The sequence below is a fragment of the Marinobacter salinexigens genome (assembly GCF_008370345.1).
Lineage (GTDB): Bacteria > Pseudomonadota > Gammaproteobacteria > Pseudomonadales > Oleiphilaceae > Marinobacter > Marinobacter salinexigens.
Genome location: NZ_VTUU01000006.1, coordinates 190,646 through 215,438, shown reverse-complemented (window position 1 = coordinate 215,438; position 24,793 = coordinate 190,646). Strand labels below are relative to the sequence as shown.

Here is a 24,793-nt window from a genome sequence, read left to right as displayed (position 1 = left end):
CGTTTATTTTCAATTGATTATAGCTATCCATTTTGTTGTCAAAAAAAGGTGGTATACCACTTGCTTTGTCCGGGTAACAGTCAGAAAAACGGAAATCATATGAAAAATCTACTTCTGAAAGGGGGGCGGATAGTCGACCCGGCAAATCACAGGGATGAGATCGGCGATCTGCTTGTGGTTGACGGTCGAATCGATCAGGTCGGCGTTGTGGATACGTCTTCTATTGGTGGCGATTACGAGGAGATCGATTGTACGGGGCGTTTGGTTCTGCCTGGTCTTATTGATACTCACAGCCATGTCTACCAGTACGTATCAGGGCGCTTTGGCCTGAATGCGGATCTGTGCGGAGTGCGTTCTGGCGTTACCACCCTGGTTGATCAGGGTGGTGCGAGCTGTATGACCATTCCCGGATTCAGGAAGTTTATTGTCGAGTCCTCGGCAAGTCGCGTCATTCCCTTCATATCGGCCTATCTGGTCGGCGGTCTTGAAGGGCACTTTTACCCTGAGCTGTACCGGCCTGAGTGTTCCGATGTGGATGCCACCCTGATGGCGATCGAGGGTAACCGCGATATCGTTCGTGGCATAAAGGCCCATGCGGAGCTGGGTGGTTTCAACCGCTGGGGTGTGAGTGTGATGGAAAAGGCTGCCGAGATCGGCAGGCGCTCGGATTTACCGGTCTACATTCACTTTGGTCAGCTATGGCCACTGCCAGAGGAAGGGGGATCTGATGTAGACCCGGATACCATTCTCAGCGACGTGGTGAAGCTTCTTAAACCCGGCGACATCCTGGCTCATCCGTTCAGCCGCCATCCGGGTGGGTTTGTTACCACCACCGGCAAACTGCATCCCCTGGTTAAAGAAGCGGTAGCAAAGGGGCTGAAGGTTGATGTCGGCCACGGTTCCCATTTTAGTTATGAGACAGCGCGCATTGTGCTGGAAGAGGGTGTGTTGCCAGACACACTCGGTTCAGACATGCACGGCTACAACACCTCCGTACCCTGCCCGAGCGGCACGCCGGACGAACATCCTGATGAAGGGCATCTGTTCAAGGGCGCGGTGAAGTTCAGCCTCACTTCCGCAATGACCAGCATGCTTGCACTGGGGGTACCGTTTGACCACGTGGTCCGGATGGTGACCACCAATGCCGCCCGGATGTTGGGGATGGAAGGAGAGTTGGGGACACTGAGCCCGGGGGCTGAAGCCGATATTTCTGTGCTCGCTGATGAGCGGGGACAGTGGCAACTGCGAGACAACGAAGGAACCCGCGTTGTGGCAGATCGGTTGTTGGCTCCGTTGTTCTGCGTGAAAAGCGGTGTGCTGTACGAAGCTGACGCAGACATCCTGCCTGAGTTCATGGTGGCCTGAGCGATGAACAGAGACTCTGCCAGCAGCGTTGACCAGACCCGGGCTATGACGGCTAACGCCCTGGTCTGGGATGTCGTTGCTCCTGCCCGCGATGCTGTGGGGTTGGAGGAACGTATGCTGCTGCATGCGGGCCCGCCGTTCATTGATGCAACCGTGCCGAGTAATCCGGTGCTGTCTTCTGCTGTTATTTGCGCCCTCTATGAGGGGTGGGCTGAGGACGAAGTGGAAGCGGAGCGAATGATTCGTGCCGGTGAAATCCGGTTGGAGCCGTCGCTGGGTTACCGCGTATCTGTGCCACTGGCCGGCGTGGTTTCCCCTTCGACAGCGTTGGTCGGCGTGACGGACCCGGCAACGGGTAAGCGCTTCTGGTCGTTGCTGCACAGTGGGCCCGGCGCAGAGGTTCGCTTTGGCTCCCGAAACCCGGACCTGTTTGAACGTATGGAGTACCGCGACTGTCGGTTGGCCGCGGCATTCCAGGCGATATTGTCGGAACGACCCATATCCCTGTTGCCAATCGCAGCACAGGCCCTTGATGCGGGCGACGACCTGCACTGTGAAACCACAGTAGCTACCCGGCTACTCGCTACCCGGATTGCATCACCCGAGCAAGAGATTGCGTTGTATCTCGATGCCACCCCACTGTTTTTCCTGACCTTGTGGATGGCCTGTGCCCTCCACCTTGCTGATCGTTTGCGTTTCGTTGCGAGTGATCCGGATGTGGTGCTTGCGATCGCGGGAAATGGCGAACGGGTTGGTGTGCGCTGTGTTGCGGAACCCGATACCTGGGTGTGCGGTCCGGGGATGCCTCCGGCGGGAGAGCTGGCTGATCCTGAAGTGAATGTCGCGAAGGCGCTTGGTGACAGCGGCGTGATCGATGCTTTGGGTTTCGGTGGGCAAATCTGGCAACACAGCCACATAGGGCAGGTACTGCCCGGCTGGATCGCCGCGCGCCTGGCTCAGGTTGAGGAATACTCAACAGCATCATTTGGCCTGGGAAGGCGAATTCATACCGGGTTCAGGCTTCAACCCATGATGGCTGAAGCAGCGGTGATGAATGTTTCGCTGGCGATGGTGGATGGTCGCGGTGAAACCGGTCTGCTGGGAAGAGGGTTGCTCAGTCTTCAGATGGGGCAGTTGCAACGCCCCCTGTCGTGATCCGGGACTTTTGTTTCTGACGAAAGCCCGTTGTTAAAAAGAAGTGAGGAATTGATGAATAAGATCCCTGAAATCGAGAGAACCCTTGAGCCGGCACTCCTGAATGATTGGCATGTTGTTGCGGCCAGTGAGGAGATTGTAGAAGGCGAACTGACGCCCAGCACCCTGATGGAGAGGGATCTGGTTATCTGGCGTGACAGTTCTGGTGAGGTTCATGTCTGGGAAGACCTCTGTATTCACCGTGGGGCACGCCTTTCCAAGGGGTTTATTGCCAGCGACAAGGTGGTCTGCCCTTACCACGGCTGGAACTACGACGGCACCGGAAGATGCACATTGATACCGGCTTCGCCGAACGAAACACCCATGAAGAAAGCCAGGACCATCGTGCATCATTCCCAGGAAAAATACGGGCTGGTGTGGGCTTGCATCGGTACGCCCGAAAAAGACATTCCTGACTTTCCCGAGTGGAACGACGCTACCTACAAGACGGTTGTATGTGGCCCTTATCCCTTTAAGTCGGCATACCGTGCACTGGAAAACTTTATCGATCCCAGCCATTTCCCCTTCGTGCATGCCGGTGTCAATGGCCTGATGGATAGCCCTGATCCGATCCCGCCATACAAAGTGTGGGAAGAAGGCGGAGAGCTGTTCAGCAGTGAAGTTCAGGTGACTCAGCCATACGGCGATCCGCGTGAAGTACCTGTGATTTCCTATTACTCATACAGAGTCATGCGCCCCTGTGTTGCCTACTTCAAGAAACGGCTCGTGATTACGGATCCAGAGCGGGCTCACGAAGGTCGTGAATCTGATCGTTTCTGTACTTTTTTCACGGCTCAGCAGGTTGATCCGGAACACAGCATCATCCGCATTACCTGCGCCGCAAATTTTGATCCATTGCCCACCGATGAAGACGTGCGTCGGCGTCAGGATCTGGTCTACCAGCAGGATGCCGACATTGTTGATACCCAGCGTCCGGAGAGGATTCCGGTAGATCTGCGTGCAGAGCTGCATCACAGCACCGACCTGCTGGGTATGAAATACCGCGCCTGGATGCGTCAGATGGGGATTGAGTATGGCACCGTCTGAGCCCGTCAGAGAAACCTTTCAGGTGCGCGCGATGAGGGTGGGTGCCCGGAATATCCATCTCTTTGAGCTGTATCCCGAGAATGGCGCTGCGTTACCCGAGGTGGCTCCTGGCTCTCACATCGATCTGGTTCTGCCTGATGGACAGATTCGTCAGTACTCGTTGATTACGCCTCTGTGCTCCAGCAAACGCTATGTGATTGGCGTGAAGAAGGAAGCGGCAGGCAGGGGAGGGTCCCGGTGGTTGCACGACGACCTGAGGCTGGGACAAAGCCTGGCTGTTGGAGGGTGTCGCAACAGCTTCCCGCTGGATGAATTCGATGTTCCCTACACCCTGTTTGCCGGCGGTATCGGTATTACACCGATTTATTCCATGTACCGGGAGCTCAAACGGCTGGGCAAAAAAGTCCACCTCCATTATTGGGGTGAAAGTATCGACAGCATGTTGTTCCACGATGAGCTGGCAGCTGAACCCGGAGTGACGCTCTACCCAAAACAGGACAGTGCTGCCCGACCACGGCTGAAGGAGGTTGTTCAGTCACTTGAGACGGGCTCCTGCGTTTATTGCTGCGGCCCCGGTCAAATGATTGAGGAACTTGTTGAATCCACAGAGGCCTGTGGCCTGACTCGAGTGTATTACGAGTATTTCGGCAAGGCCCCGGTCGCAGATGGCGACGGTGAGGCTCTCCAGATTGTGCTGGCTAAAAGCGGGCAGGTGATCGAGGTGGCTGGGGATGAAAGTATCCTCGACGCCCTGATCCGAAACGATGTCGATGTCATGTATTCCTGCGAACAGGGAATATGCGGCGCCTGTGAAACAAGGGTTCTCGAAGGGAGCCCTGTTCACCTCGACAGTGTGAAAGACGTAGCTGAACACAATAGCGATAGAACGATGATGATCTGTTGCTCTCGGGCCGGTACAGAAAGGCTGGTTCTGGATTTATGACGGAGGATACGGGGAGACAGCAAAGCCTCTTTTCCTCAGTACCTGGGTATTCAATATTCAACGTGACCAAAGGTAAAAAAATGACTTCTTTATTGAACGTGCTCAAGAAAGCAACACCGGTCTTAATGCTCGCAACAGCGGTGAGCTATGGCAGCTTCGCCGCAGCGGCGACTGTGGAGGAAATCAAGGATAAGGGCTTCATTTCTGTGGCTACGGAAGATAATTATCGCCCGTTTGAGTTCATCGAGGACGGCAAATCCACCGGTTACGACAACGAGCTCAAAGCGCTGGTTGAGAAGGAAGCGGGGATCAGCCTCAAGCAAGAAATTATGCCTTGGGCGGGTATTTTGCCGGGTGTGCAGAGTGGCAAGTTCGACATGGCCCTTTCGGCCGTGATGGTTACCGATCAACGCCGAAAGGCGTTTGATTACACCACGCCAACCGCTGCCTCACAGACCTTCTACGCCACCAAAGCCGGTAGCGATATCGAAACCGGTAAAGACCTGATTGGAAAAGTCGTTGGTGCGGAAACCGGGAGCGCGTTCCTGCTGGAACTGAAAGCGTATGACAAAAAGCTCAAAGCCGAGTTTGGCGAGGGTGTAGCTGAAATCGTTGAATATCATGGCTACCCGGAGGCCTATCAGGACCTGGCGCTTGGACGTCTGGATGCGGTGGTTAACACCGACATTACTCTGCGTACGCTGATGGAAGAACGTCCGGGGGTATTCGAACTGGGCACAGCTATCGGTGCGCCGGGTTACAAGGCCTGGGCAGTGAAGAAAGGTAATGATGCCGTCCTGAAAGTCGTCAATGATGCCCTGCTCAAAGTGCGTGAATCAGGTGAGATGTATCGCCTCCAGGAAAAGTGGCTGGGTACGCGGTACGAAAATATGCCGGTTGACGTTAACTGAGAGTAGATAATGAATTTCTACGATTATCTGAGTTTTGTCTACGGCGCACTGTCTACTGTTGGTGTCTCGTTTGTCGCCATTATCGTAGGGATTCCTCTGGGACTTGGCCTGGCGCTATTGCGCTGGGCCAGGATCCCGGTATTCGGAAAGTGTGCTTATCTCTACGTCAGCATTGTGCGTTCCTGCCCTGCAGTTACTCTGATTATGCTGATCTACTTCGGGCTGCCGCAATTTGGTATCTCCCTTAATCCTTTTGTTGCAGCATTGATCTCCTTTTCGATCACGGCCACTGCGTTCAACTGCGAAATATGGCGGTCATCGCTGCTGGCTTTTGACCGTTCTCAGTACGAAGCCGCTCAGGCGTTTGGTATGACGCGCTGGGTTCGGTTTCGTCATGTTCTGTTGCCACAGATCTGGCGCTCCAGTATCCCCGGATTGATTAACGAAATGACGTTGCTGGTCAAGAACAGCCCTGCAATCTCCGTGATCGGTTTGCTGGATATTACCCGTGCTGCCCAGCGAATCGGTGCGCGGACCTACGAGCCGATACCGCCGCTGCTACTTGGGTTTGCCATCTACATCATCATTGTCATGTTGTTGATAGAACTGCAGAAAAGACTTGAAACCAGAATCAGATCTGCGGGGATTTGACTATGAACCTTACAGACTTCCAGATTATTTACGATGAGCGGGAAACCATATACCAAGGCATTGAAGCGACCTTGTCGCTGGTGTTCATTTCCGGGGTTGTCTCGGTGTTCGTTGGCCTTGTTCTGACCCCCCTGTTTTTCAGCAAGGTTTCCTGGCTGAGGAAGGCTGTCGAGTGGTTGTGCAGTGCCATGCGCTGTTCGCCATTCCTTCTCTTCGTCTACGTGATTTACTTTGGCCTTCCCAGCTACGGGATCAATTTTGATAAATACACGTCTGGCCTGGTTGCCTTGATTGTGTATCACTCGGCATACATGGCCATTATCCTCCGCAGTGCCTGGGTTGATATTCCTGCCGATATTCTCGAAGCCGGCACCGCCTATGGCTTTCGCGGTGCCGCCATGATCCGGCGGATTATTGGCCCATTGCTTCTGATGCGTTCAATTCCGATGGTGGGCAATCAGTGGATCCAGATCATCAAGGACAGTGCCTATCTGGGCATCATTTCGGTGGTTGATATCACGGCTGCGTTCAACTCGATTCAGTCGATTTACTTTAATCCGTTTGTCTGCTTCATCGTAGCGGGCTTGATGTACTGGCTGTTGTGCCTGCTCATCGAGTTCATCGTGAATGGTGTAGCCCACTACGCCCGGGAGAGAATTGCATGAATGCCATTGCCAATCCGAAACCCGCCACCACGGACACGGTTCTCCGGGTGCAGGGAATCAGTAAGAGTTTTGGGGACAACCATGTCCTGAAGGATATTTCATTCGACATGCAGAAGGGGGAAGTGGTGTCGCTGCTGGGCCCCTCCGGCTGTGGGAAATCCACTTTGCTCAGGTGTATCAACTGGCTTGAAGAACCTGATGCGGGTCACATCCGGCTGAATTCCGAGCGGATGGGGTATGCCGGATCAGGCGCGAAAATGAACGATACCCAGTTGTCCCAGATGCGCTCCAGAATCGGGATGGTGTTTCAGCATTTTGCGCTCTGGCCACACATGACGGTGCTGGAGAATGTGATGGCGAGCCCGGTTCATGTGCAAAAGCGCGATCGTAAAGAGGTCGAGAACGAAGCCCGAGCGGTACTCAAACGTGTCGGGCTTGAGGACAAAATGGACATGCTGCCTTCGCGCCTGTCGGGTGGTCAGAAACAGCGTGTTGGTATTGCCCGGGCACTGGCGATGAAACCGGAAATTCTGCTGTTTGACGAACCCACCAGCGCCTTGGACCCGATGTTGGTGGGTGAGGTGCTTGAGGTGATGCGCGACCTGGCCGCTGACGGTGCTACCATGGTCATCGTCACCCATGAGATGAAGTTTGCCCGACAGGTGTCGAGCCGGATCATTTTCATGGATAGTGGGCATATCATTGAGAACAGGTCTCCCGAGGACTTTTTCGACCATCCCCAGACCGATAAGGCGAAAACCTTTCTCCACAGTGTCCAGTACAAGTAACGGCCGCCACGCCGTGGAGCAGCGGGTATTCGCTGCTCCGTGTTCCCCTTAATCCGGCAGCTTGAACGGAGCGCTTCCCAGGTGGTTATTTGCCTCGACCAACTGGACCATCTGCAACAGGAATTGCGCGCGATCCTCTTCCGGTAATGCTTCGATGGTTCTGTCGTGCGCTTGTTGTACGCTGGTGGCCATTTTGCGAAGCAACGTTTTTCCCTTACGACTCAACTTGACCAGTTTGACCCTGCGGTCCTCGTTACTGCGCCGCCGTTCCAGAAGTTCTCTCGCTTCCAGGCGGGGAATAACTTCGGCAACACTGGTCCGTTCCAGCCCGATCTCCTGAGCCAGACTATTCTGGTCCATCTCACCTTTGTCTCTCAATGCACTCATGAGGCTGTACTGAACCGGAGTAATGTTGAATTCACTGGTTTCGCTGAGAAACAGGCTGGTGTGGATCTGGTGTAGTCGTCGAATCAGGAAGCCGGGACGAGCAAAAAGTGCCGATCGGTCAACAGCTTTCTGGAGTTCTGTACTGGTCTCTTCGGGTGTCAGAGTGGTCATGGCCAACAGGTCATTCAATGGTAGATCTAATGAACTCTAAACATACCATTCAATGATGCCCTTGGCAGCGTTTTAGGCCGTTAAATCCGGGGTCCTGAAAATATTAGTTGAGGTATATCAAATTGTTTCAGTGCCATTCCATGAAGGGCTCCGCTATCCTGCTAAAGCAGGATGTGTTGGTATTTCGATGTGTGATTAAGTATGGCTAGAGAACAAGCGATCAACGGACTGTTTGCCTGCCCGTGCTGTGGTTATGCCACTTTGAAGGAGCCGGGGCGCTATGGCATCTGTCGTATCTGTTTCTGGGAAGATGATGGCCAGGATGATCCGGAGCAGAACGAGTGCTGGTATGGTCCCAACTACGTGACGCTTGCCGAAGGCAGGCTAAACTTTCTCAAGATCGGGGCCAGCGATCCGAAAGATAAACCACACGTTCGTGAGCCACGGGTATCAGACATAAACATACGCAAGTACACAGTTGAGAACGGTGTGGCGGTCAGTACCACGATTACACACCTTTCCGGTGATGATAGTGGTCAGTGACATGGAGTGTGTCCTGAATTGAAAGACTTTGGAGGGAATAGATGCAGCCAAAAGACATCGTAGAACAGTTTATTGCGGATATTCAGGCCCAGCGCTTTGATGAGGCCAAGGCCTTGCTTGCCGCCGAGGATTTTGAATACGTGGGTCCGAACATGCGTTTCCTGACACGGGACGACATGCTGGCTTACCAGTTTGGTATGGCGGCGATCCAGAAAGACCTTATTGTTCGCCAGCTCAGTGCCGATGGTGAACATGTCTTCGCGATTCTGGACTACCAGACGCACTTTGAACCCATCGGCGATGTGCGCCTGGCGGTCTGGTTCCGGGTTCGTGGTGATAAGATCCACACGGTTGAAACCTTTTACAACGCCGCCGTAGTCGAAAATATGCTTGGGGGGATTCTCCCCTCGGCAGGTTAGAGACGACGAGTCTGCTCGTTATTTCCGTTCCCTGTTCCTCCTCCTTTAGGCGTCAGATGCATAATCACCACCTGTTGCAGAATTATTGATCTAATGCCGGGTTCTGGCTGTCTTATCCTTGAGTCAAGGGGCTGCGTTTCTGAGAGGAGAAACGAAGATGGACAGAGTCGATTGGAGAATAAAAGGCCAGGAGTTCGTTAACTGCAACTGTGACTTGGGCTGCCCGTGCCAGTTCATGGCAAGGCCGACCCATGGGGACTGCAAAGCCTTTGCAGCGGTGAAAATTGAAGACGGGTTCTTCGGAGATACTCGCCTTGATGGTCTGGCGTTCGCCATGACCCTGAAATGGCCGGGCGCGATCCATGAAGGCAACGGGAGCGCCCAGGCGTTCGTGGATGAGCGCGCAAGCCCGGAGCAACGCGATGCGCTGATGGCGATCCTGTCTGGAGAGACATCAGAGCCTGGGGCTACCTTCTTTAATGTGTTTGCCAGCACATTGACCGAGATGCATGATCCGGTGTTCTGCCCGATCGAGATTGACTGCGACGTTGACGGACGCAATGCAACGGTTCGCGTGGCGGATCTGGTTGAGGCCAGTGGATCACCCATCCGAAATCCGATAGACGGTTCCGAGCATCGGGCTCGCATTGATCTCCCCCACGGGTTCGAGTACGCCGTCGCCGAGGTGGCAACCGGAAAAACCAGTGCGCACGCTGACATTCCCCTGGAGCTAGATGCCAGCCATTGCCACATGGCGCGTCTGGACATTGGTCCCACGGGCGTTCATCACTGACCAGGGGTGTGAGCTATGGCCAGCAGTCGCATGGCATACCGTGGGTGGATGTCACCGGGCGCGGTAGCAACCTGGCTCGGGCTGCTGATGATTACCGTGCTGAGCTGGTGGTACCTGGTCGACATGGCCGCAGGCATGGCTGAGATGCCTGCGGGCAATATGATGTCGTTCAGGCATTGGACGCCGGGCTATTTCGTCATGATGTTGGTGATGTGGAGCATCATGATGGTGGCGATGATGACACCGAGCGCAGCACCGATGATCATGTTGTACCGGCAGGTAGCGCGTAAGAATCGTTTGGCTGGCGTTGGGATGGGTACCGCCTTATTCGTGGCTGGCTATGTGTTGACCTGGGTGGTCTTCAGTCTGGTTGCCACCACTCTGCAATGGTTGCTGGAAGAGTCGGCTTTACTCAGTGCCCGGATGGCCAGCCAGAACCAGGTGTTCAGTGGTGTGGTTCTGATCGCTGCAGGCATCTATCAGTTTTCTCCCCTCAAACAGGCCTGCCTTCGCCGCTGCCGGGGGCCGTTACTGTTCATTACCCGTTACTGGCAATCCGGGCTGAGCGGGGCGTTTGTCATGGGGCTACGCCACGGGGCCTACTGTGTCGGCTGTTGCGCAGCACTCATGGCGCTATTGTTTGTGGGCGGCGTTATGGATCTGGTGGTGATCGCGGGAATTGCGGTTCTGGTGTTACTTGAGAAGTTGCTGCCGCTTGGCGAAAGCATGTCGAAAGTCGTTGGCATTCTCGCCATTGCCTCGGGTGTGGTGATGATCGTTTAAGGCGCACTTTTCGACCGTTCTGATTATTGAGCACTGCTCTGGTGCGGGTGACGTTGATAAGTGCCGGTCATAGCGGGTAAATCCGGGTGGCACTGTTCTTGCCTTGAATCCTGTCCAATAAGTCAGATTTTATTCAAGGCTCGAGAATCATGCTGTTCTTGCTACGAAACCTGTCGATGCGCGGCAAGTTGTTGCTGCTCATCCTTCCTGCCCTGCTGGGTATTCTGTATTTCTCGGTTTCCACGATCACCGAGCGTTACGCCAACCTGCAAAGCACTCGCTCCCTGCAAACCTTGTTTAACCTGGTACTGGTAGCCGATCCCCTGGTGGAGGATCTCCAGCTAGAGAGGGGCCTTTCTGAGCTGTATCTGGCGACCGGCGGCAGTGATAGCCGGGTCGTCGAACGCTTGAATACCCAGCGGGAAGAAACCAGCCTCAGCCTCACAGACTTGCAAGCATTCATTGATGGCATGCCGGACAGCGATCGGCAGGTGGTCTCTGCCCAGTTGGCGGCAGTGGAAAAGCGGCTGCAGGCGCTGACGGGTCTTCGCTCGGCCATTGAAGACAATGACGGCGTCACTCTTGAGTCTGTGCGTCACGGCTTCACCGAGAGCATCACCGGGTTGAGCGATCTCATACCGGTGATTCTGCAGCGGGCAGATGAGCCACATCTGACCCGTCAGCTGACGGCGTTTCTGGCGATGAGCGATGCCACGGAGTGGGGTGGTCGGGAGCTGGCGGCAGGCGCTGAAATTCTGAAGGAAAGTGCCACCACTCTGGCCCTGGCATCACGGATCAGCCGCGCAGCGGGGCGTCAGGAGATGCTTCTCACGCTGGCGGGTAATGCGCTGGGCAACGGCTTTTCGGAACAACTTGAAGCAATGCGGGCCTCTGAACCGGTGACGGCGTTCCGGGCATTGCGGGACCGTTTGATCGGCAGTGAATACGGATTCCTCGGAATGGCCAATATCGACTGGTTTGACAGCGCGACTGATGCCATTGGGGCTGTCAGCGGACTGAAAGCTACAGTCAGCGAGAATATGGCGACACGGACGCAGGCGGTGCTTGCGGAAGCGAGGGCGGACCTGCGTGAAGCGGCGATTGTCGGTGTGGTGGTGATGCTGGTGGTCATCCTGCTGGCGGTGATGATCATCCGAGGCGTCAGTGGTCAGGTCAACCAGCTGCTTGGGGACTTCCGGCAGATCATGGATGAGAAAAATCTGGGTGTGAGGACGCAGGTCAGTTCGAAAGACGAGATGGGCTCAATCGGTACCGCACTGAACAGCCTGATGGAGAGCTTTGCCGGGGCGCTGAGCCAGATCGACCAGACCAGCGTGCAACTGGCATCCGCTTCGGAGCAGACCCGGGCAACGGCAGGCCAGAATGCCGATCAGGTGAACCGGCAACAGCAGCTGGTGGAGCAGGTGGCGACAGCGGCAGAGGAAATGACCAGCACTTCCGAGGATATTTCCCGAAACACCCAGCAAGTGGCGGATGCTGCAGCCAGTGCTTCGGGTAAAAATGAGGCCGGTCGCGAGGTAGTAAAGGCCAGTGTCGGTCATATCCAGACCCTTGCGGTCTCAATTGAGCAGGTCAGCGGTCAGATGGCCCGCTTGCAGGAGAGTAGCTCGTCGATTACCAGAGTCATTGATGTGATTCGCAGCGTTGCCGACCAGACCAACCTGCTGGCCCTCAACGCGGCCATAGAAGCCGCCAGAGCAGGTGAGCATGGCCGGGGATTTGCCGTGGTAGCCGAAGAAGTGCGTGCACTGGCACAGCAGACACACCAGTCCACCGTTGAGATTGAATCGATCATCGCCGGCCTGCAAACCATCACCGATGATGTGGGCAGTGCTGTCACAGAAAGCCATGGTCTCGCCAACCAAAGCGCGGACGAAGCGGCAACGCTGGAAGACACACTGGCCGACATCCTTCAGGACGTTGACCGCATTTCCGGCATGGCCACCCAGATCGCCGCGGCTGCTGAACAGCAGGTGACGGTGACCCGGGATATTTCACGCAACTTGTCCACGGTTCGGGATTCCTCCCTGCAGACACTGTCTGGTTCTCGGGAAATCTCAGAGGTAACGATCAGTCAGGCCCAGCTCGCCAGTGAACTGCAGACGTTGGCCCAGGGGTTCCGGGTGTAGGTGAAAATTGACCCATTATGCAAATAGCGAACTACGGGACGGCTAGGTGTTCCTTATTCTCTCCACCTACTGGTCCAATGCGTCTGGTGCTGAGCATTGGGCCGCTGCACTTTGCTCAAGCCGTTTCTGCTCGCGATCCAGAAGTTTTTTTACCTGCCGGAGCTCCCGTATTTTTCTGTCGACTGCGGCTTTCTTGTCAGCCATCAGGCGAGCACCTGCGGCACAGTCGATACTGTCGTTGCGCAAGGCATTCAGAAGGTCGCGGATTTCGCGGATAGAGAACCCCAGGTCCTTTAGCTGGCAGACCATGGACACGCGTTCAATGGCCTTTTCGGGATAGTCACGGTAGTTGTTCCCGCCCCGGTGTACCTCCAGAAGCAAACCTTCCTTTTCATAGTAGCGCAGGGTGTGGCGGCTCACCCCGGTGCGGTTTTCCAGTTCGGCAATACGCATAACCGTGTCCTCTGATGTGGGCCAGAAGGAGAGCTGAAGTCGATGGTTGACCTTAGAGTTTACTCTATACTTTACGCTCCTCAAAACAGCCTGATGATCTTGAGGAGAAGCGTTATGTCACTACTGATAACCGGAGCGACAGGGTTTATTGGCCGCCACCTCTGTGCGCAATTGACGCGAGAGGGTAGAACGGTAACAGCGATGCTGCGTCAGCCCGGGCGGCAGTTGCCGGAGCTGCGCCGGGTGGTCGACGAACTGGGCGGGGATGGATGCCGGATTGAAGCGATTTCCGGGGATCTGGATGCACCGGAGCTTGGCTTGTCCGCAGCACTTCCGGAGATGGATACCATTATTCACCTTGGGGCGCGGTTCGGCTGGCGTCTGGCACCGGAGGTAGCCCGACAGACCAATGTGGCGGGCAGTCTGGCGGTTGCACGCTTGGCGCAAAGTCTGGGTTGTCGTCTGGTTTTTATCAGCGGTTTCATGTTGGAAAACACGCAGCATCTTGAGCAGCTGGGCATCATGGGGGTAGATCCGGATGCGGTGAATTGGCAGCGTGTGTATCGCCGCGCGGGTGCCTATGAGGCCAGCAAGCTGGAAGCTGCGATTCGCACCAGAGCCTATGCCAAACGCGCAGGCCTTGAGTTTGTTGAGGTACAACCTGCCACGGTGGCGGGTTCCAGCAAGACCGGGGCGCTTGATAGGGCACAACCACTATATACCCTGCTGGATAATCTGGCCCGCGGGCGTATGGCCATGGTGCCCGGCACACCTGAGCATTGGTTACCGCTGGTAGCGGTAGATAGCCTGGCCAGGTTGATTGGGCTGGCGGCTACCGTCGAACGGGCGCCCGCTAAGCTGCTGGCGCTCGACCCCGAGACACCGAATCTCAAGAATCTGCTGGCTATTGCAGCCAGTGTTCTCGGAACGAAAGCGCCGAGGCATCACATCCCGATGTGGTGTCTGGCGGCTTTGCTGGTGATCCCCGGATTGTCCCGGCTGATGAACACTCCCCCGGAAACCCTGAGTTTTATTCAATCAACCCGTTTCAATACGGCGGATGTGGAGCGCTTTATGGTTGAGCAGGAGGTACCCCGAACCAATATAGCCGAGGTCGTTCGGAAAACTGCGGCGTTTTATTCTGGCCAACAGTCCGAAACATAGCGGACTACCCGGCCAGCGCTGTGCCGTCCCCACGAGGGTCGTGCATGGCCTCCAGGTTGCCACTGCTATCCACTGAGATGGCCCCGGCTAGGCCGCAAAACGGGCTGAGCTCGGGTATCCATTCGATGTCGTGCCCCCGGCGGACAAGCTCGTCTGCCACCGCCGGGGCAATGTTGCGTTCGAGTTTAAGCGCCTCGCTGCTGCCAAAGAAACTTCGTCCCTGTAGAAAGCGGGGAGCGGTCACAGCCTGTTGAACCGATTGGTGGAAATCAATCAATTGTGTGGCCAGAACCATCTGAGTTTGGGGCTGGCCGTCACCCCCCTGGGTACCGAAGTAGAATTGGCGACCGTCATCTGCCAGATAGGCAGAGGGGTTAAGAGTGAAGGCTGGGCGTTTACCGGGAGCCCAGGCATTGGGGTGCGTGGGATCAGGATTAAATCCGCCGGCCCGGTTAAGCCAGAGCACACCGGTATCGCCGATCATGCAGCCAGAGCCGAAATCATGGAACAGGCTCTGCATCAGGCAGGCGGTCCGTCCTTCGCCGTCCGTGGCTGCCAGCCACACGGTGTCGGCAGGTTGGCCGGCCTCGGTCCAGGGCACGGCAATGTCGGGATCAATGGAGGCAAAGTCGATAGCTGATCGCCCGTGACCAAGCAGGCGGGGTACATCAAGGGTCCCTTTGGCGGGGTCGCAGAGTTGATGGTTGCGCTGCACGAGCTGGGCTTTGATGGCTTCGATCAGGTAGTGGAAGTAATCGGAACCGTGATTTTGGAACGCCCTGAGGTCTACGTGATTGAGTGCATTCAGGGCGCTCAATGTATACAGGCCCTGTGACGGCGGTGGAAAGTTATAGAGGGTGCCTGAGCGGTAACGGACACTGATGGGTTTGCTGTGCCAGGCCTGGGTCCGGACCAGATCCTCCCGGGTCAGGCCGTTGCCGAACTTCCTGAAGCCTTCCGCCAGTGCCGTGGCCAGTTCTCCATCGTAGAAGTCATCGACACCATTGCGGGCAATGTGCGAGAGGGTGGCTGCTAACTGTGGCTGTCGTGTGCGGGCGCCTTTGGTCAGCCACTGGCCTTGATTGTCCTGACACAAAGTCTGCAGGCCTGGCAGGTCCCGGATCAGCCCCTTGCGCTGTTCTGTCCAGAATGCGAGGTTGTCTGAAACATCGTAACCGTCACGGGCCAGAGCGATGGCGGTTTCCAGAAGGTCGGGTAAGGTCATGGTGGAGCCCCAGCGCTGGCGGCTCCAGTCCTGGGCCAGAGACCATCCGCGCAGGGCGCCAGCGGTTGTGGCTGCCGATGCCGGGCCTCGCTCGGCAATGCGGCCGCCCTCGGGCAGGCGTTGACCGGCCTGGCCGAGCCCCATCAGGGTATCCACCTTATTGCCGTCACTCACTAGCCAGAGAGAATCGCCACCGATGCCACACATGTGGGGACATACAACCGATAGCACAGCCCCCGCTGCCAGCATGGCATCGATGGCCGTGCCTCCGGCCCTGAGAACAGCCTGACCGGCTTCTGTGGCCCTGCTGTCTGGCGTGCAGACGATGCCTTTTCCTTTCTGCGCCCTCATTTTGAAGAAGCTCCGTCCCTGGATTGGGAGGGATTGCGGAATTGATGTTCCGCCACGAACTCGGCCGACATGGCGCTGACGGTTTGAACATGGGTGCGCATCAGTCGGGCGACGCCCTCAGCGTCGCCTGTAAGGATGGCTTGAACAATACAGTCATGTTCTTCCCACGAGCGACTCATCCGGTTGTCCATCCTGAACTGGGCCCGACGAAACGGTGCCAGCCGATGCCGGGTGGCTTCCGCGAGCTTCAGCAACTGGCTGCTGCGGGCACCTTCAAAAATCATCTGGTGGAATCGTTGGTTATAGGCGGAATAGTCGTCTGAGCTTCCGTCCCGGACCAGATGAACTGACTGCTGATGAAGCTCCAGCAAGGCCTGGCGCTGCTGGCTGTCCATGCGCAATGCGGCGAGGCGGGCAAGAGCCGCTTCCAGCTCTGCCATGGCTTCGTACAGATCGTTAAGGGTTTCCGGTGACAGCGTTGCAACGATGACCCCCCGGTTTGGACGGTGCGTCACCAGCCCCATGGCAGCCAGGTGGCCGAAGGTTTCACGTATGGGGGTCCGGGAAACGCCGAAGCGTTCTGCCATGCTTTGGGCGTCGAGTTTGGTCCCGGGTGCCAGTTCGCCTCTGACAATGTCATCAGCCAGGGTCTGCACGATGCTGTCTACGACGGTGCCTTTGGCCGCCCGTTCGAGAGTGCTCATACTGACGCCCTCTCGGCAGATTTTCCGGTTTCCGGTGGGTGCGGAATGGCTGCCAGAAGGCTTCGGGTGTAGTCGGTTTTCGGGTTGTCCAGCAGTTCGCTGGCGTTATCTTCCTCAACCACCTCACCGTTCTGCATCACCATGATACGGTCACATAAGAGGCGAACCACATTCAGGTCGTGACTGATAAACAGGTAGCTCATGCCGAGCCGGTGTTTCAGGTCTTCCAGCAGATTGAGCACCACGGCCTGAACCGAGACATCCAGCGCCGCCGTGGGCTCATCAAGGATCAGCAGCTTGGGTTGAAGGGCTATGGCCCTGGCAATGCCAACACGGGCTTTCTGGCCCCCGGATAGCTGGTGTGGGAAACGATTGAGCAGGTTGATTGGCAGGCCTACCAGCCCCGCCAGTTCGACCACTCGTTGTTCCCGAGCTTTGCTATCCATATCCCTGGCCAGGCGGTTCAGCGGGTCGGCGATAGACTGTGCGGCTGTCCAGCGTGGATTCAGGCTGTCAGTCGGGTCCTGGAACACCATCTGTAACTTGCCACGAAGAGGATGGGCGGCAAATTTCGAGGCTTGCACCGGGGCAATATCTTCGCCGAGAAATTCGATCTCGCCCTCACTGGTATCCAGCAACCGCATGACCATGGCTGACGTTGTGGATTTACCGCAGCCACTCTCTCCCACAAGGCCCAGGCTTTCACCTTCCCTGATCTGGAACGAAAGATCCTTTACGGCAAGGTGAGAGCCTTCGGCGCCGGGCTTACCGAATTGTTTACGCAGATGACGAACACTGAGAATCGGGTTGCCGGGTGTGCGCTGCGCGGGAAGTGAAATGGCCTCTTTCCGAAGTTCGTCGGGCAACAGATCCCGAACGTTTGAGTCCCGGTGAGGCGTGGCCTGCAGCAGTTGGCGGGTGTAAGCCTCATGGGGTGCATGGAACAGTTCCGAGGCTCCGTTTGCCTCGATGACTTTCCCTTTTTCCATCACCACCAGACGGTCGCAATAGGCCGCTGCCAGGCCGAGGTCATGGGTGATGAGGATGGTGGACATGTTGAACTCACGGGTGAGCTCCATAATCAGGTCCATCACGGCCTTCTGTGTAGTCACATCAAGGCCGGTGGTCGGTTCGTCCGCAATCAGCAGTCGAGGCTTGCAGGCAAGGGCAATAGCAATGACTACCCGTTGGCACATGCCGCCGGATAGCTCGTAGGGGTAGGCTTCGTAGCGTTTTTCAGGATCCCGGATCTTGACGGCGCGAAGCATGTCGATAGCTTTCTCCCGGGCGTTGGCCCGGGTGGCCTGGCTGTGCTGTATCAGCACGTCAGCTACTTGCTGGCCAATGCGGCGAATCGGATTCAGGGCCGCTCTCGGGTTCTGGAATATCATGGAGATTTCCCGTCCCCGGATATCCCTGAGGTCCCGTTCTTTGGCCTTGTGCAGCGATACTCCACCATACTGGATGCTGCCCCCGGCAATACGGCCAGCCCGGTCGAGGATACGCATGACGGCATAAGAGGTGACGGATTTCCCCGAACCGGATTCGCCCACAATGCCGAGCGTCTCGCCTTTGCCGACGGCAAGGGAAATGTCATCGATGGCTCTGACCGTGCCGTTCCGGGTGACGAAGTCGATGCTCAGACGATTGATATCGAGCAGAGGTACGCTCATGTCAGTCTCCTCAGGTGCGGCGTTGCGGATCAACGAGGTCCCGCAGGCCATCGCCGATCAGATTAAAGGTAAACACGGCCAGCATCAGAGCCAGTCCCGGGAAGATCACCAGCCACCACTCACCGGAAATAATGAAGTTGGCGCCTTCTGCCACCATGATGCCCCACTCCGGAGCCGGGGGCTGGACCCCCAGACCGATGAACGACAGGCCGGCAGCGTTGAGAATGGCCCAGCCCATATTCAGGGAAATCTGCACCATCATCGGCGGCAGCGTGTTCGGGAAAATATGGCCAAACAACACGCGCAGTTCAGAGTTGCCTGCCAGGCGGGCTGCCTGCACATAGCCCGCGTTGCGGCGAATGCTCACTTCCGCCCGGGCCATACGGGCATAGAACGGAAGGTTGATGATGGCCGTGGCGTATACGATGTTTTCCACGGTGTTGCCGGCTGCGGCAACGATGCCCATAGCCAGTACGAACAACGGGAAGGCCATGATGGTATCCACCAGGCGTCCGGTGATGCGGTCGGTCCAGCCACCAAAGTAGCCGGCAAAGCAGCCCATCACGGAGCCAAGCACGAAGGAAATAGCCACCGCTGATACGGAAATCAGCAGATCAAGCCGGGTAGCAACCACGACCCGCGAGAAAACATCCCGACCGAGATGGTCCGTGCCGAACCAGTGCGCAGCGCTGGGTGATTGCAGTGCTGGGCCAGTGTCGGTTTGTAGCGGGTCAAAGGGAACCAGGTAGGGGCCGAATACAGCCAGAACCACGAACATGGCAAAGAGCAGGAAGGCCACGCCGGTTACCGGGTTTTCGGATACCACGTGGCGCAGATGTCGCCAAAGGCTGGAACGGGGCGCGATCTCGGTGTTGGAGACGGTGGTAGTCAGGCTGGTCATGTCAGGCCTCCTCGCCAACACGGGGGTCGATCAGTGTGTAGATAACATCTATCAGCAGGTTCAGTGCCACAAACAGCAACGCCATGGACAGCACAAATCCCTGCACGGCGGCGTAGTCCGAAACCACCAGCGCCTCCACCGCGAAGGAGCCGATACCGGGCCAGGCGAACACTTTCTCAACCAGAACGTTGGCGCCCAGGACGAATGAAAACACCATGCCCAGCGTGGTTACCACGGGCAACAGGGCATTCCTGAAAGCGTAAGTCACCAGTACCCGGCGCCCGCTAAGCCCCGCCGCTCGGGCGGTACGGACAAACTCACTGGCAATGGCCTGCAGCATGGCTGCACGGGTCATTCGGGCAATGGGGGCCAGGGTGAACAGTGCCAGGGTGATGGTTGGCAAAGCGAGTTGGGCGAGGGCAGCCCGAAGCACTTCCCAGTCACCGGCAATGATGGCGTCAATGGTCAGGAAGCCGGTGATCGGTTCCGGCGGCAAGAACATCAGGTCCAGCCGGCCCATGGGGGCTGGCGCCCAGTCCAGCAGGTAATAGAACACGTACATCAAAGCTAGGCCGGTGAAGAACGTAGGCAAGGATACCCCCGCCGTCACCAGGAAGCGGCACAGATGATCTATCCAGGTATTGGGCCGGGTGGCGGCCAATACTCCCAGAGGCACCGCAATCAGGAACGATAGCACCAGTGCCCCCAGAGTGAGCTCAAGAGAAGCAGGAAGGCGGTTTGCCAATTCGGCAGTCACGGGTTGTCCTGTTGAAATGGCCATGCCCAGATTGCCCTGGGCAAGATCCTTCAGGTAGCTGACGAACTGCATTGGCAGGGATTGATCCAGGCCCATGGTACGTCGCACTTCCTCAATGGATTCGGCATCCGCCATATCACCGGCGAAGTAGGCCGCCGGATCCCCGGGCAGAGCCCGGGTCAGCAGGAAGCACACCACCAGGATACCGAACACGGTTGGTACTGCCTGCAACAGACGCAGGGCTACCTTTCGCAGTTTCTCCAGAGCGGCAGTCACTCGATCCTCTCCTTAAACCGGCTTCAGGGCGCGAATATCCATCTGACGATGGAACCAGTATTCATAGCCTTCCACTTTGTCGTTGAACGCAACGTTCAGGGTGGGCTGCCACAGTGGTATGCGGGGGATCTCGTCAAACGCCAGCTCGATCATGCGGGTGACGTTAGGAGCGTAATCCGGATGGTCCACGGCCATATCCAGAGTGTCCTCAACGAGCTTGGCCATTTCCGGGTTGTCGTAGTTGTAGGAATTGAACAGGTTGCCTTTGATGTAGGCCCAGAAGAAGTAGTAATCCGGGGTGTTGAGCCAGCCACCGAAATTCTCCAGGTGCAGGGGCAGTTTCTTTTCCACCAGGGCGATCGTGCGCCAGTTAGCGCCGGGGATTTTCTCAATGGTGGTACGGATGCCGATCTCGGCCAGCCCTTGTTGGATCTGTAGAGCAGCAGGTTCTGCCCAGTCCGCATGGGACAGGTTGAATGACAGCGGAACCTCGAAACCGTCGGCATAGCCAGCTTCGGCCATCAGTGCCCGGGCCTTTTCGATGTTTTGGTTGTACGGTGATTTCTGCGGCCACTGGATGTTGTCTACCGTGCTGGTACCACCCCACATGGGAATGCCCTGTTCGTAGGCCGCCTGCTCGAAAATCTTCTGGTAAGGGATGGCCCACGCGATGGCCTGCCGCACGCGCTTATCTTTGAACGGTTCGAAATCCACATTGGTACACAGTGAGTAGATGCAGTTTTCGATAGGGGTGCTGACCACTTTCACGCCAGGCTTGCTGGCCAGTTCTTTTGCATCCTTGTTCGGGATGTTGACAGAAGCATGCACACTGCCGCGTTCGATCAGTGCCCGGCGGGTGGATTGGGCCGGCACTTCCCGAAGGATCACGCGCTGGAACCCGGGTACACGGCCGCCGCTCCAGTTGTCGTTGCGCTCATACACCAACTGCTGGCCGGCGTCCCAGCGGGCTACTTTGTATGCACCAGAACCGGCAGGGTTGCGGTGCAGGTATTCGGTTGCCCAGGGATCATCCGGTGTCGCGTGGGCCTTGGCGACTTCGGAGTTAATCACGATGGGAATTGGCGTTGCCAGGTCCGGCAACGCCAGCTTGGAGGCGAACGGCAGGGTAATGCGGAAGGTTCGGTCGTCGACAACCTGGAACTGATCGGGAGAGACCAGTCGACCCGCTTTCATCTGTACGGTCGGGAAGCCGCCGAGACTGACTGCACGGTCCAGTGACCACTTCACGTCGTGAGCGGTGACTGGTTTGCCATCCCAGAAGGTTGCGCCTTCTTTGATGGTGAACAGCATCTCGGTGCCGTCTTCACTGATTTCCCAGGATTCGGCCAGTTCCGGCTGAACGTTGTCGTAGTCGTAGCTGAGTGAGCCGTCGGGCATCTGTTTGGTGCCAAAGGACACCAACCGATCGTAGCAGTTAATCGCGACCTGGTAGCTGTCCCGGTTGGTGCCGCTGCGGTGGATGTCCAGGCTGTTGATGGTGCCACCGATAACCACGACAGCCGTTTCGTTATTGGCAGCCGCAGCAGGCAGCGACTTGAAAAGCGGCAGCAGGCTGGCACCTACCGTAAGTGATGTGGCTCCCTTGAGAAAATTCCGACGGTTCATTTTGCATACTCCCTGACGTGTTTGAATGTCAGAGTGAATGCAATCGCTAAGCCATAATTCTGGCTCAGCCGTCGGAATTTATATATTTACCTTTGGATACAGTAAGTTATGAATTTAATCTTGGGTGCGAACAGCCAGCCTCGATGGCAGCGCGGCCGCCTGAATTCATTTGCATGCACTTTGTGGGAGCGTGCTGCCCAATGTGGATGCAATCGGCAGCGCCGTGCCTGATTAGCGCACGGCGCTGTGGCGATCCGATGTTTTCTTGATATGGGCGGCTAACCATGTTTCCAGCTCCTCAAGGCTTTTGGGGCGGCATAGCCAGTAGCCCTGGATCATGTCTGCTCCCAGGTCACGTAGGAGGTTGGCGGATTGCTCACTTTCGATACCTTCTGCGACCACTTTATAGCCCAGGCCGTGCCCCATGTTGATGGCCGTTTCGACAATCACTCGTGACTGCTCATTGGTGTCTATGTCGTGGATGAGCGACCGATCGAGCTTGATCTCTGTGGCCGGTATCTGCTTGAGGTAGGAGAGTGAAGAGTAGCCGGCCCCGAAATCATCAATGGACACGCTAAGCCCCATGCTGGCCAGGGTTTCGAGCGCCTTTAGCCCGGTATTCGGATCGTCCATGGCGGCGGTTTCAGTGAGTTCCACAGTGATGTGTCTGGCGTCGATTTCATGCCGTTTGAGTTTGGTCTCAAACAGCCCTCTGAGTTCCACGGAGGTGAGGTCGCGGGCGGAGATGTTTACGGAAATGGTCAGATCCGGGTCCAGGAGCTGGAGTATGTTCAGGTCGCGCAGAGCCCTGTTGACCACCCAACGAGTCAGGTGCCTTATAACACCGGTTTTCTCGGCCAGCGGTATGAACTCCATGGGAGATACCCAGCCCCGCTCCGGGTGATGCCAGCGAATCAGCGCTTCCACGCCCACAACCCTGCCGGTGGTAAGGCAACACTTCGGTTGATAATACAGTTCCGTTTGATCGTGCTGCAGGGCATCCCTCAGGTCAGACATCAGGGTCAAGCGACTTTCGTTGTAGATGTCTTTCTTGCGGGAGTAAATACCGGTTTCGAACGGAGCATCGGGTGCCATTTCCATCCCGACATGGGCATTCCGGATAAGCATGGCAGCGGTCTGGCCATGTTCCGGATAGGACGCAGCACCAAATCTGGGGTTGGGTTCAATGCCGATATGGTCAAGCATCACCGGGTTGGCCAGAATTTTCAGTGCATTATTCAAAGACTGGAAGTTGTCTCTGGCCATGCCGACATCCACCAACACACCAAAGCTGTCTCCAGAGAGCTGATAGACGCGCTCGGTACGGCCCAGCTTGTCCTCCGTGGCATGGATCATCGGTAACTGTTTTGCCAACAGGGACATCTGGTCCGCAATGCGTTTCAGCAGCCGTTCGCTGCGCTCAAGGCCCAGGGTACGGTTGGTTTCCTTCAGTCGGGTAACCCTTGCTACGCCCACCATGTAGTGGCCTTCGGGATCAAGTTGCAGCTGCTGGTCGACCATCCACTCGAACCGGTTGCGGTTGGGCAGCCCGGTGACAGGGTCATGGGTCATCGCTTCGGCAAGCCGGTTGTGTGCTTCGTTTCGGGCTTTCTCTATGCGCAGGCTGTCGGCTTGCGCAGTAATTTTCTCTTCACGTTCCCGGTAAAGGCGGTCAGCGAGTGCCAGGGTGAGAATGAAGGCCTCAAGCCCAGACCCTATCTGCATGCCGTACTCGGTGAAAAAATTCTCCGGCAGAAGGCCGAGTGCCCGCCCGGCAGTGGCGACAACACCCAGGGTGAGTGGTGTCCATGCGAGCGTGAAGAAAGCGCCGGCCCGGACCCCGGATGCCCAGCTGACCGGGCCTGCAATCAACAGCAAGGTAAAAAAGACGAAGGCAGATAAAGAGGCTGTCTCGATGGCGGCGTTGTAGCTGATGAAGGGAAACAGGATGAATGCCAGAACCTCAAACGTCAGCATCGCGACGAGGGCTTTCCAGAGCCTGGGGCTGTGTGAGCGTACCTTGAGGAAATCCATGCAGAACAGGATGGAAAACATGGCCAGGAACGGCATGGATAACGCCAATACGTGTGCATGCAGGTAAGGTGCTGAAGGGTAGAGGTGTTGGAACGTAAAGCCGCGGATGGCTGCAAAAAAGACCAGATAGCCAAAGACAGCCAGAGCATAGTAGAGATAGAGTTTTTCCCGCAGGGTCAGGAATACGGCCAGGTTCATAAGCACAATTACCGTCAGGCTGCCGTAGAACAGAAAATGCAGTTTTTGTTCTGTTGCTATTGCTTCAAAGAACTGATGTTCGTGCCAGATGGTCAAAGGCAGCACCATGGTGCCTTCGGTGGAGACCCTGATAAACAGTGTTTTCTCCTCGCCGGGGGCAAGCTGGAAGCGCAGAAGCATATTCGGATGGTCGACGTCGCGGGGATAGAAAGGCCGTGTGTCTCCTGTTTTCAGTTCGCGCACCAGGGTGTTGTCGGAGAAAACATAAAATACGACGTCATCCAGCTGAGGGTAGCCAAGCTCTGCGACCAGGTTGGCAGAGTCACCGGAACGATTGAGCACGGGAATTTTGAGCCAGTAGGCGGAGTGAGTGATGCCGAAAGTGGCCTTGCCTGATGGCTGAACCTGCCATGCAGATTCAGGAAGCGCGAGGACCTCATCGATGCTGGCACTGGCCTGGGTGTCTTGCCAGTACCCGAAGTGATTGCTGACAGGAACATTCTGGCTGATGACAACCGGATCGCCCGCTGCGTGCGCGAACTGACCGACGCAAACACAGAGTATCAGGAAGAAGGCACGCAACGACACGTTCAGGATCAAGGACTGGAAACCCCGCTTGAT

The 24,793-nt window shown here is 56.6% G+C and carries 23 protein-coding genes; 14 read left to right on the top strand and 9 right to left on the bottom strand.

The window, feature by feature from the left end:
• Positions 1-99: 99 nt before the first annotated feature.
• The 8 genes from FWJ25_RS13800 to FWJ25_RS13765 all read left to right on the top strand — a co-directional run bounded on the left by FWJ25_RS13800 (position 100) and on the right by FWJ25_RS13765 (position 7,564).
• Positions 100-1,365, top strand: a complete 1,266-nt coding sequence (locus tag FWJ25_RS13800) for an amidohydrolase/deacetylase family metallohydrolase (RefSeq protein ID WP_149600839.1) — start codon at positions 100-102, stop codon at positions 1,363-1,365.
• Positions 1,366-1,368: 3 nt separating this feature from the next.
• On the top strand, positions 1,369-2,520 hold the full coding sequence (locus FWJ25_RS13795; protein WP_149600838.1) for an oxamate carbamoyltransferase subunit AllG family protein: 1,152 nt from the start codon (positions 1,369-1,371) through the stop codon (positions 2,518-2,520).
• 54 nt (positions 2,521-2,574) lie between these two features.
• Entirely contained in the window at positions 2,575-3,606 is a 1,032-nt protein-coding gene (locus FWJ25_RS13790; RefSeq protein WP_149600837.1) for a Rieske 2Fe-2S domain-containing protein, read from the top strand.
• Complete coding sequence (locus FWJ25_RS13785) at positions 3,593-4,549, top strand: PDR/VanB family oxidoreductase (protein ID WP_149600836.1); 957 nt, start codon at positions 3,593-3,595, stop codon at positions 4,547-4,549. The genes FWJ25_RS13790 and FWJ25_RS13785 overlap by 14 nt, the downstream gene beginning before the upstream one ends.
• Positions 4,550-4,629: 80 nt before the next feature.
• The gene (locus FWJ25_RS13780; protein ID WP_149600835.1) at positions 4,630-5,460 is read left to right on the top strand and encodes a transporter substrate-binding domain-containing protein; all 831 of its coding nucleotides are present in this window, start codon (positions 4,630-4,632) and stop codon (positions 5,458-5,460) included.
• Positions 5,461-5,469: 9 nt separating this feature from the next.
• Entirely contained in the window at positions 5,470-6,111 is a 642-nt protein-coding gene (locus FWJ25_RS13775; RefSeq protein ID WP_149600834.1) for an amino acid ABC transporter permease, read from the top strand.
• Positions 6,112-6,113: 2 nt separating this feature from the next.
• The gene (locus tag FWJ25_RS13770) at positions 6,114-6,776 is read left to right on the top strand and encodes an amino acid ABC transporter permease (protein WP_149600833.1); all 663 of its coding nucleotides are present in this window, start codon (positions 6,114-6,116) and stop codon (positions 6,774-6,776) included.
• Complete coding sequence (locus FWJ25_RS13765; protein WP_149600832.1) at positions 6,773-7,564, top strand: amino acid ABC transporter ATP-binding protein; 792 nt, start codon at positions 6,773-6,775, stop codon at positions 7,562-7,564. Before FWJ25_RS13770 ends, FWJ25_RS13765 begins: the two co-directional genes overlap by 4 nt.
• Positions 7,565-7,612: 48 nt before the next feature.
• Here FWJ25_RS13765 and FWJ25_RS13760 read toward each other — a convergent pair whose 3' ends face one another.
• Positions 7,613-8,122, bottom strand: a complete 510-nt coding sequence (locus tag FWJ25_RS13760; protein ID WP_149600831.1) for a MarR family winged helix-turn-helix transcriptional regulator — start codon at positions 8,120-8,122, stop codon at positions 7,613-7,615.
• A 201-nt stretch (positions 8,123-8,323) separates the two neighbouring features.
• On the opposite strand from FWJ25_RS13760, the gene FWJ25_RS13755 reads away from it, so the two are divergent.
• From FWJ25_RS13755 to FWJ25_RS19890, 5 genes are all read left to right on the top strand, one after another.
• A complete protein-coding gene (locus FWJ25_RS13755) occupies positions 8,324-8,665 on the top strand; it encodes a CPCC family cysteine-rich protein (protein ID WP_149600830.1) in 342 nt (113 codons plus the stop codon).
• Between the two features lie 41 nt (positions 8,666-8,706).
• Positions 8,707-9,084: a nuclear transport factor 2 family protein gene (locus tag FWJ25_RS13750; protein ID WP_149600829.1), complete on the top strand. Its 378-nt coding sequence runs from the start codon at positions 8,707-8,709 to the stop codon at positions 9,082-9,084.
• A gap of 157 nt (positions 9,085-9,241) precedes the next feature.
• Positions 9,242-9,877 carry a DUF1326 domain-containing protein gene (locus FWJ25_RS13745; RefSeq protein WP_149600828.1) on the top strand — a complete coding sequence of 212 codons (636 nt, stop codon included), beginning with the start codon at positions 9,242-9,244 and terminating at the stop codon, positions 9,875-9,877.
• Positions 9,878-9,892: 15 nt separating this feature from the next.
• Positions 9,893-10,660, top strand: a complete 768-nt coding sequence (locus tag FWJ25_RS13740) for a DUF2182 domain-containing protein (protein WP_223163251.1) — start codon at positions 9,893-9,895, stop codon at positions 10,658-10,660.
• 149 nt (positions 10,661-10,809) lie between these two features.
• Positions 10,810-12,810, top strand: coding sequence for a methyl-accepting chemotaxis protein (locus FWJ25_RS19890; protein ID WP_149600827.1), 2,001 nt, complete (start codon positions 10,810-10,812; stop codon positions 12,808-12,810).
• A gap of 66 nt (positions 12,811-12,876) precedes the next feature.
• On the opposite strand, the gene FWJ25_RS13730 is transcribed toward FWJ25_RS19890, so the two are convergent.
• Complete coding sequence (locus FWJ25_RS13730; protein ID WP_149600826.1) at positions 12,877-13,263, bottom strand: MerR family transcriptional regulator; 387 nt, start codon at positions 13,261-13,263, stop codon at positions 12,877-12,879.
• 114 nt (positions 13,264-13,377) lie between these two features.
• Here FWJ25_RS13730 and FWJ25_RS13725 point away from each other — a divergent pair, with 114 nt between their 5' ends.
• The gene (locus FWJ25_RS13725) at positions 13,378-14,427 is read left to right on the top strand and encodes an SDR family oxidoreductase (protein WP_149600825.1); all 1,050 of its coding nucleotides are present in this window, start codon (positions 13,378-13,380) and stop codon (positions 14,425-14,427) included.
• 4 nt (positions 14,428-14,431) lie between these two features.
• Here FWJ25_RS13725 and FWJ25_RS13720 read toward each other — a convergent pair whose 3' ends face one another.
• From FWJ25_RS13720 to FWJ25_RS13690, 7 genes are all read right to left on the bottom strand, one after another.
• Complete coding sequence (locus FWJ25_RS13720) at positions 14,432-16,003, bottom strand: gamma-glutamyltransferase family protein (RefSeq protein ID WP_149600824.1); 1,572 nt, start codon at positions 16,001-16,003, stop codon at positions 14,432-14,434.
• Positions 16,000-16,707 (bottom strand): GntR family transcriptional regulator, encoded by a 708-nt coding sequence (locus FWJ25_RS13715; RefSeq protein ID WP_149600823.1) that lies wholly within the window; start codon positions 16,705-16,707, stop codon positions 16,000-16,002. Before FWJ25_RS13715 ends, FWJ25_RS13720 begins: the two co-directional genes overlap by 4 nt.
• Positions 16,704-18,380 carry a dipeptide ABC transporter ATP-binding protein gene (locus tag FWJ25_RS13710; RefSeq protein WP_149600822.1) on the bottom strand — a complete coding sequence of 559 codons (1,677 nt, stop codon included), beginning with the start codon at positions 18,378-18,380 and terminating at the stop codon, positions 16,704-16,706. The genes FWJ25_RS13715 and FWJ25_RS13710 overlap by 4 nt, the downstream gene beginning before the upstream one ends.
• A 10-nt stretch (positions 18,381-18,390) precedes the next feature.
• Entirely contained in the window at positions 18,391-19,281 is an 891-nt protein-coding gene (locus tag FWJ25_RS13705) for an ABC transporter permease (RefSeq protein ID WP_149600821.1), read from the bottom strand.
• A 1-nt stretch (position 19,282) separates the two neighbouring features.
• Positions 19,283-20,314, bottom strand: a complete 1,032-nt coding sequence (locus FWJ25_RS13700; protein WP_149600820.1) for an ABC transporter permease — start codon at positions 20,312-20,314, stop codon at positions 19,283-19,285.
• A 12-nt stretch (positions 20,315-20,326) separates the two neighbouring features.
• Positions 20,327-21,940, bottom strand: coding sequence for an ABC transporter substrate-binding protein (locus tag FWJ25_RS13695; protein WP_149600819.1), 1,614 nt, complete (start codon positions 21,938-21,940; stop codon positions 20,327-20,329).
• 231 nt (positions 21,941-22,171) lie between these two features.
• Entirely contained in the window at positions 22,172-24,772 is a 2,601-nt protein-coding gene (locus FWJ25_RS13690) for an EAL domain-containing protein (RefSeq protein ID WP_149600818.1), read from the bottom strand.
• Between the last annotated feature and the right edge of the window lie 21 nt (positions 24,773-24,793).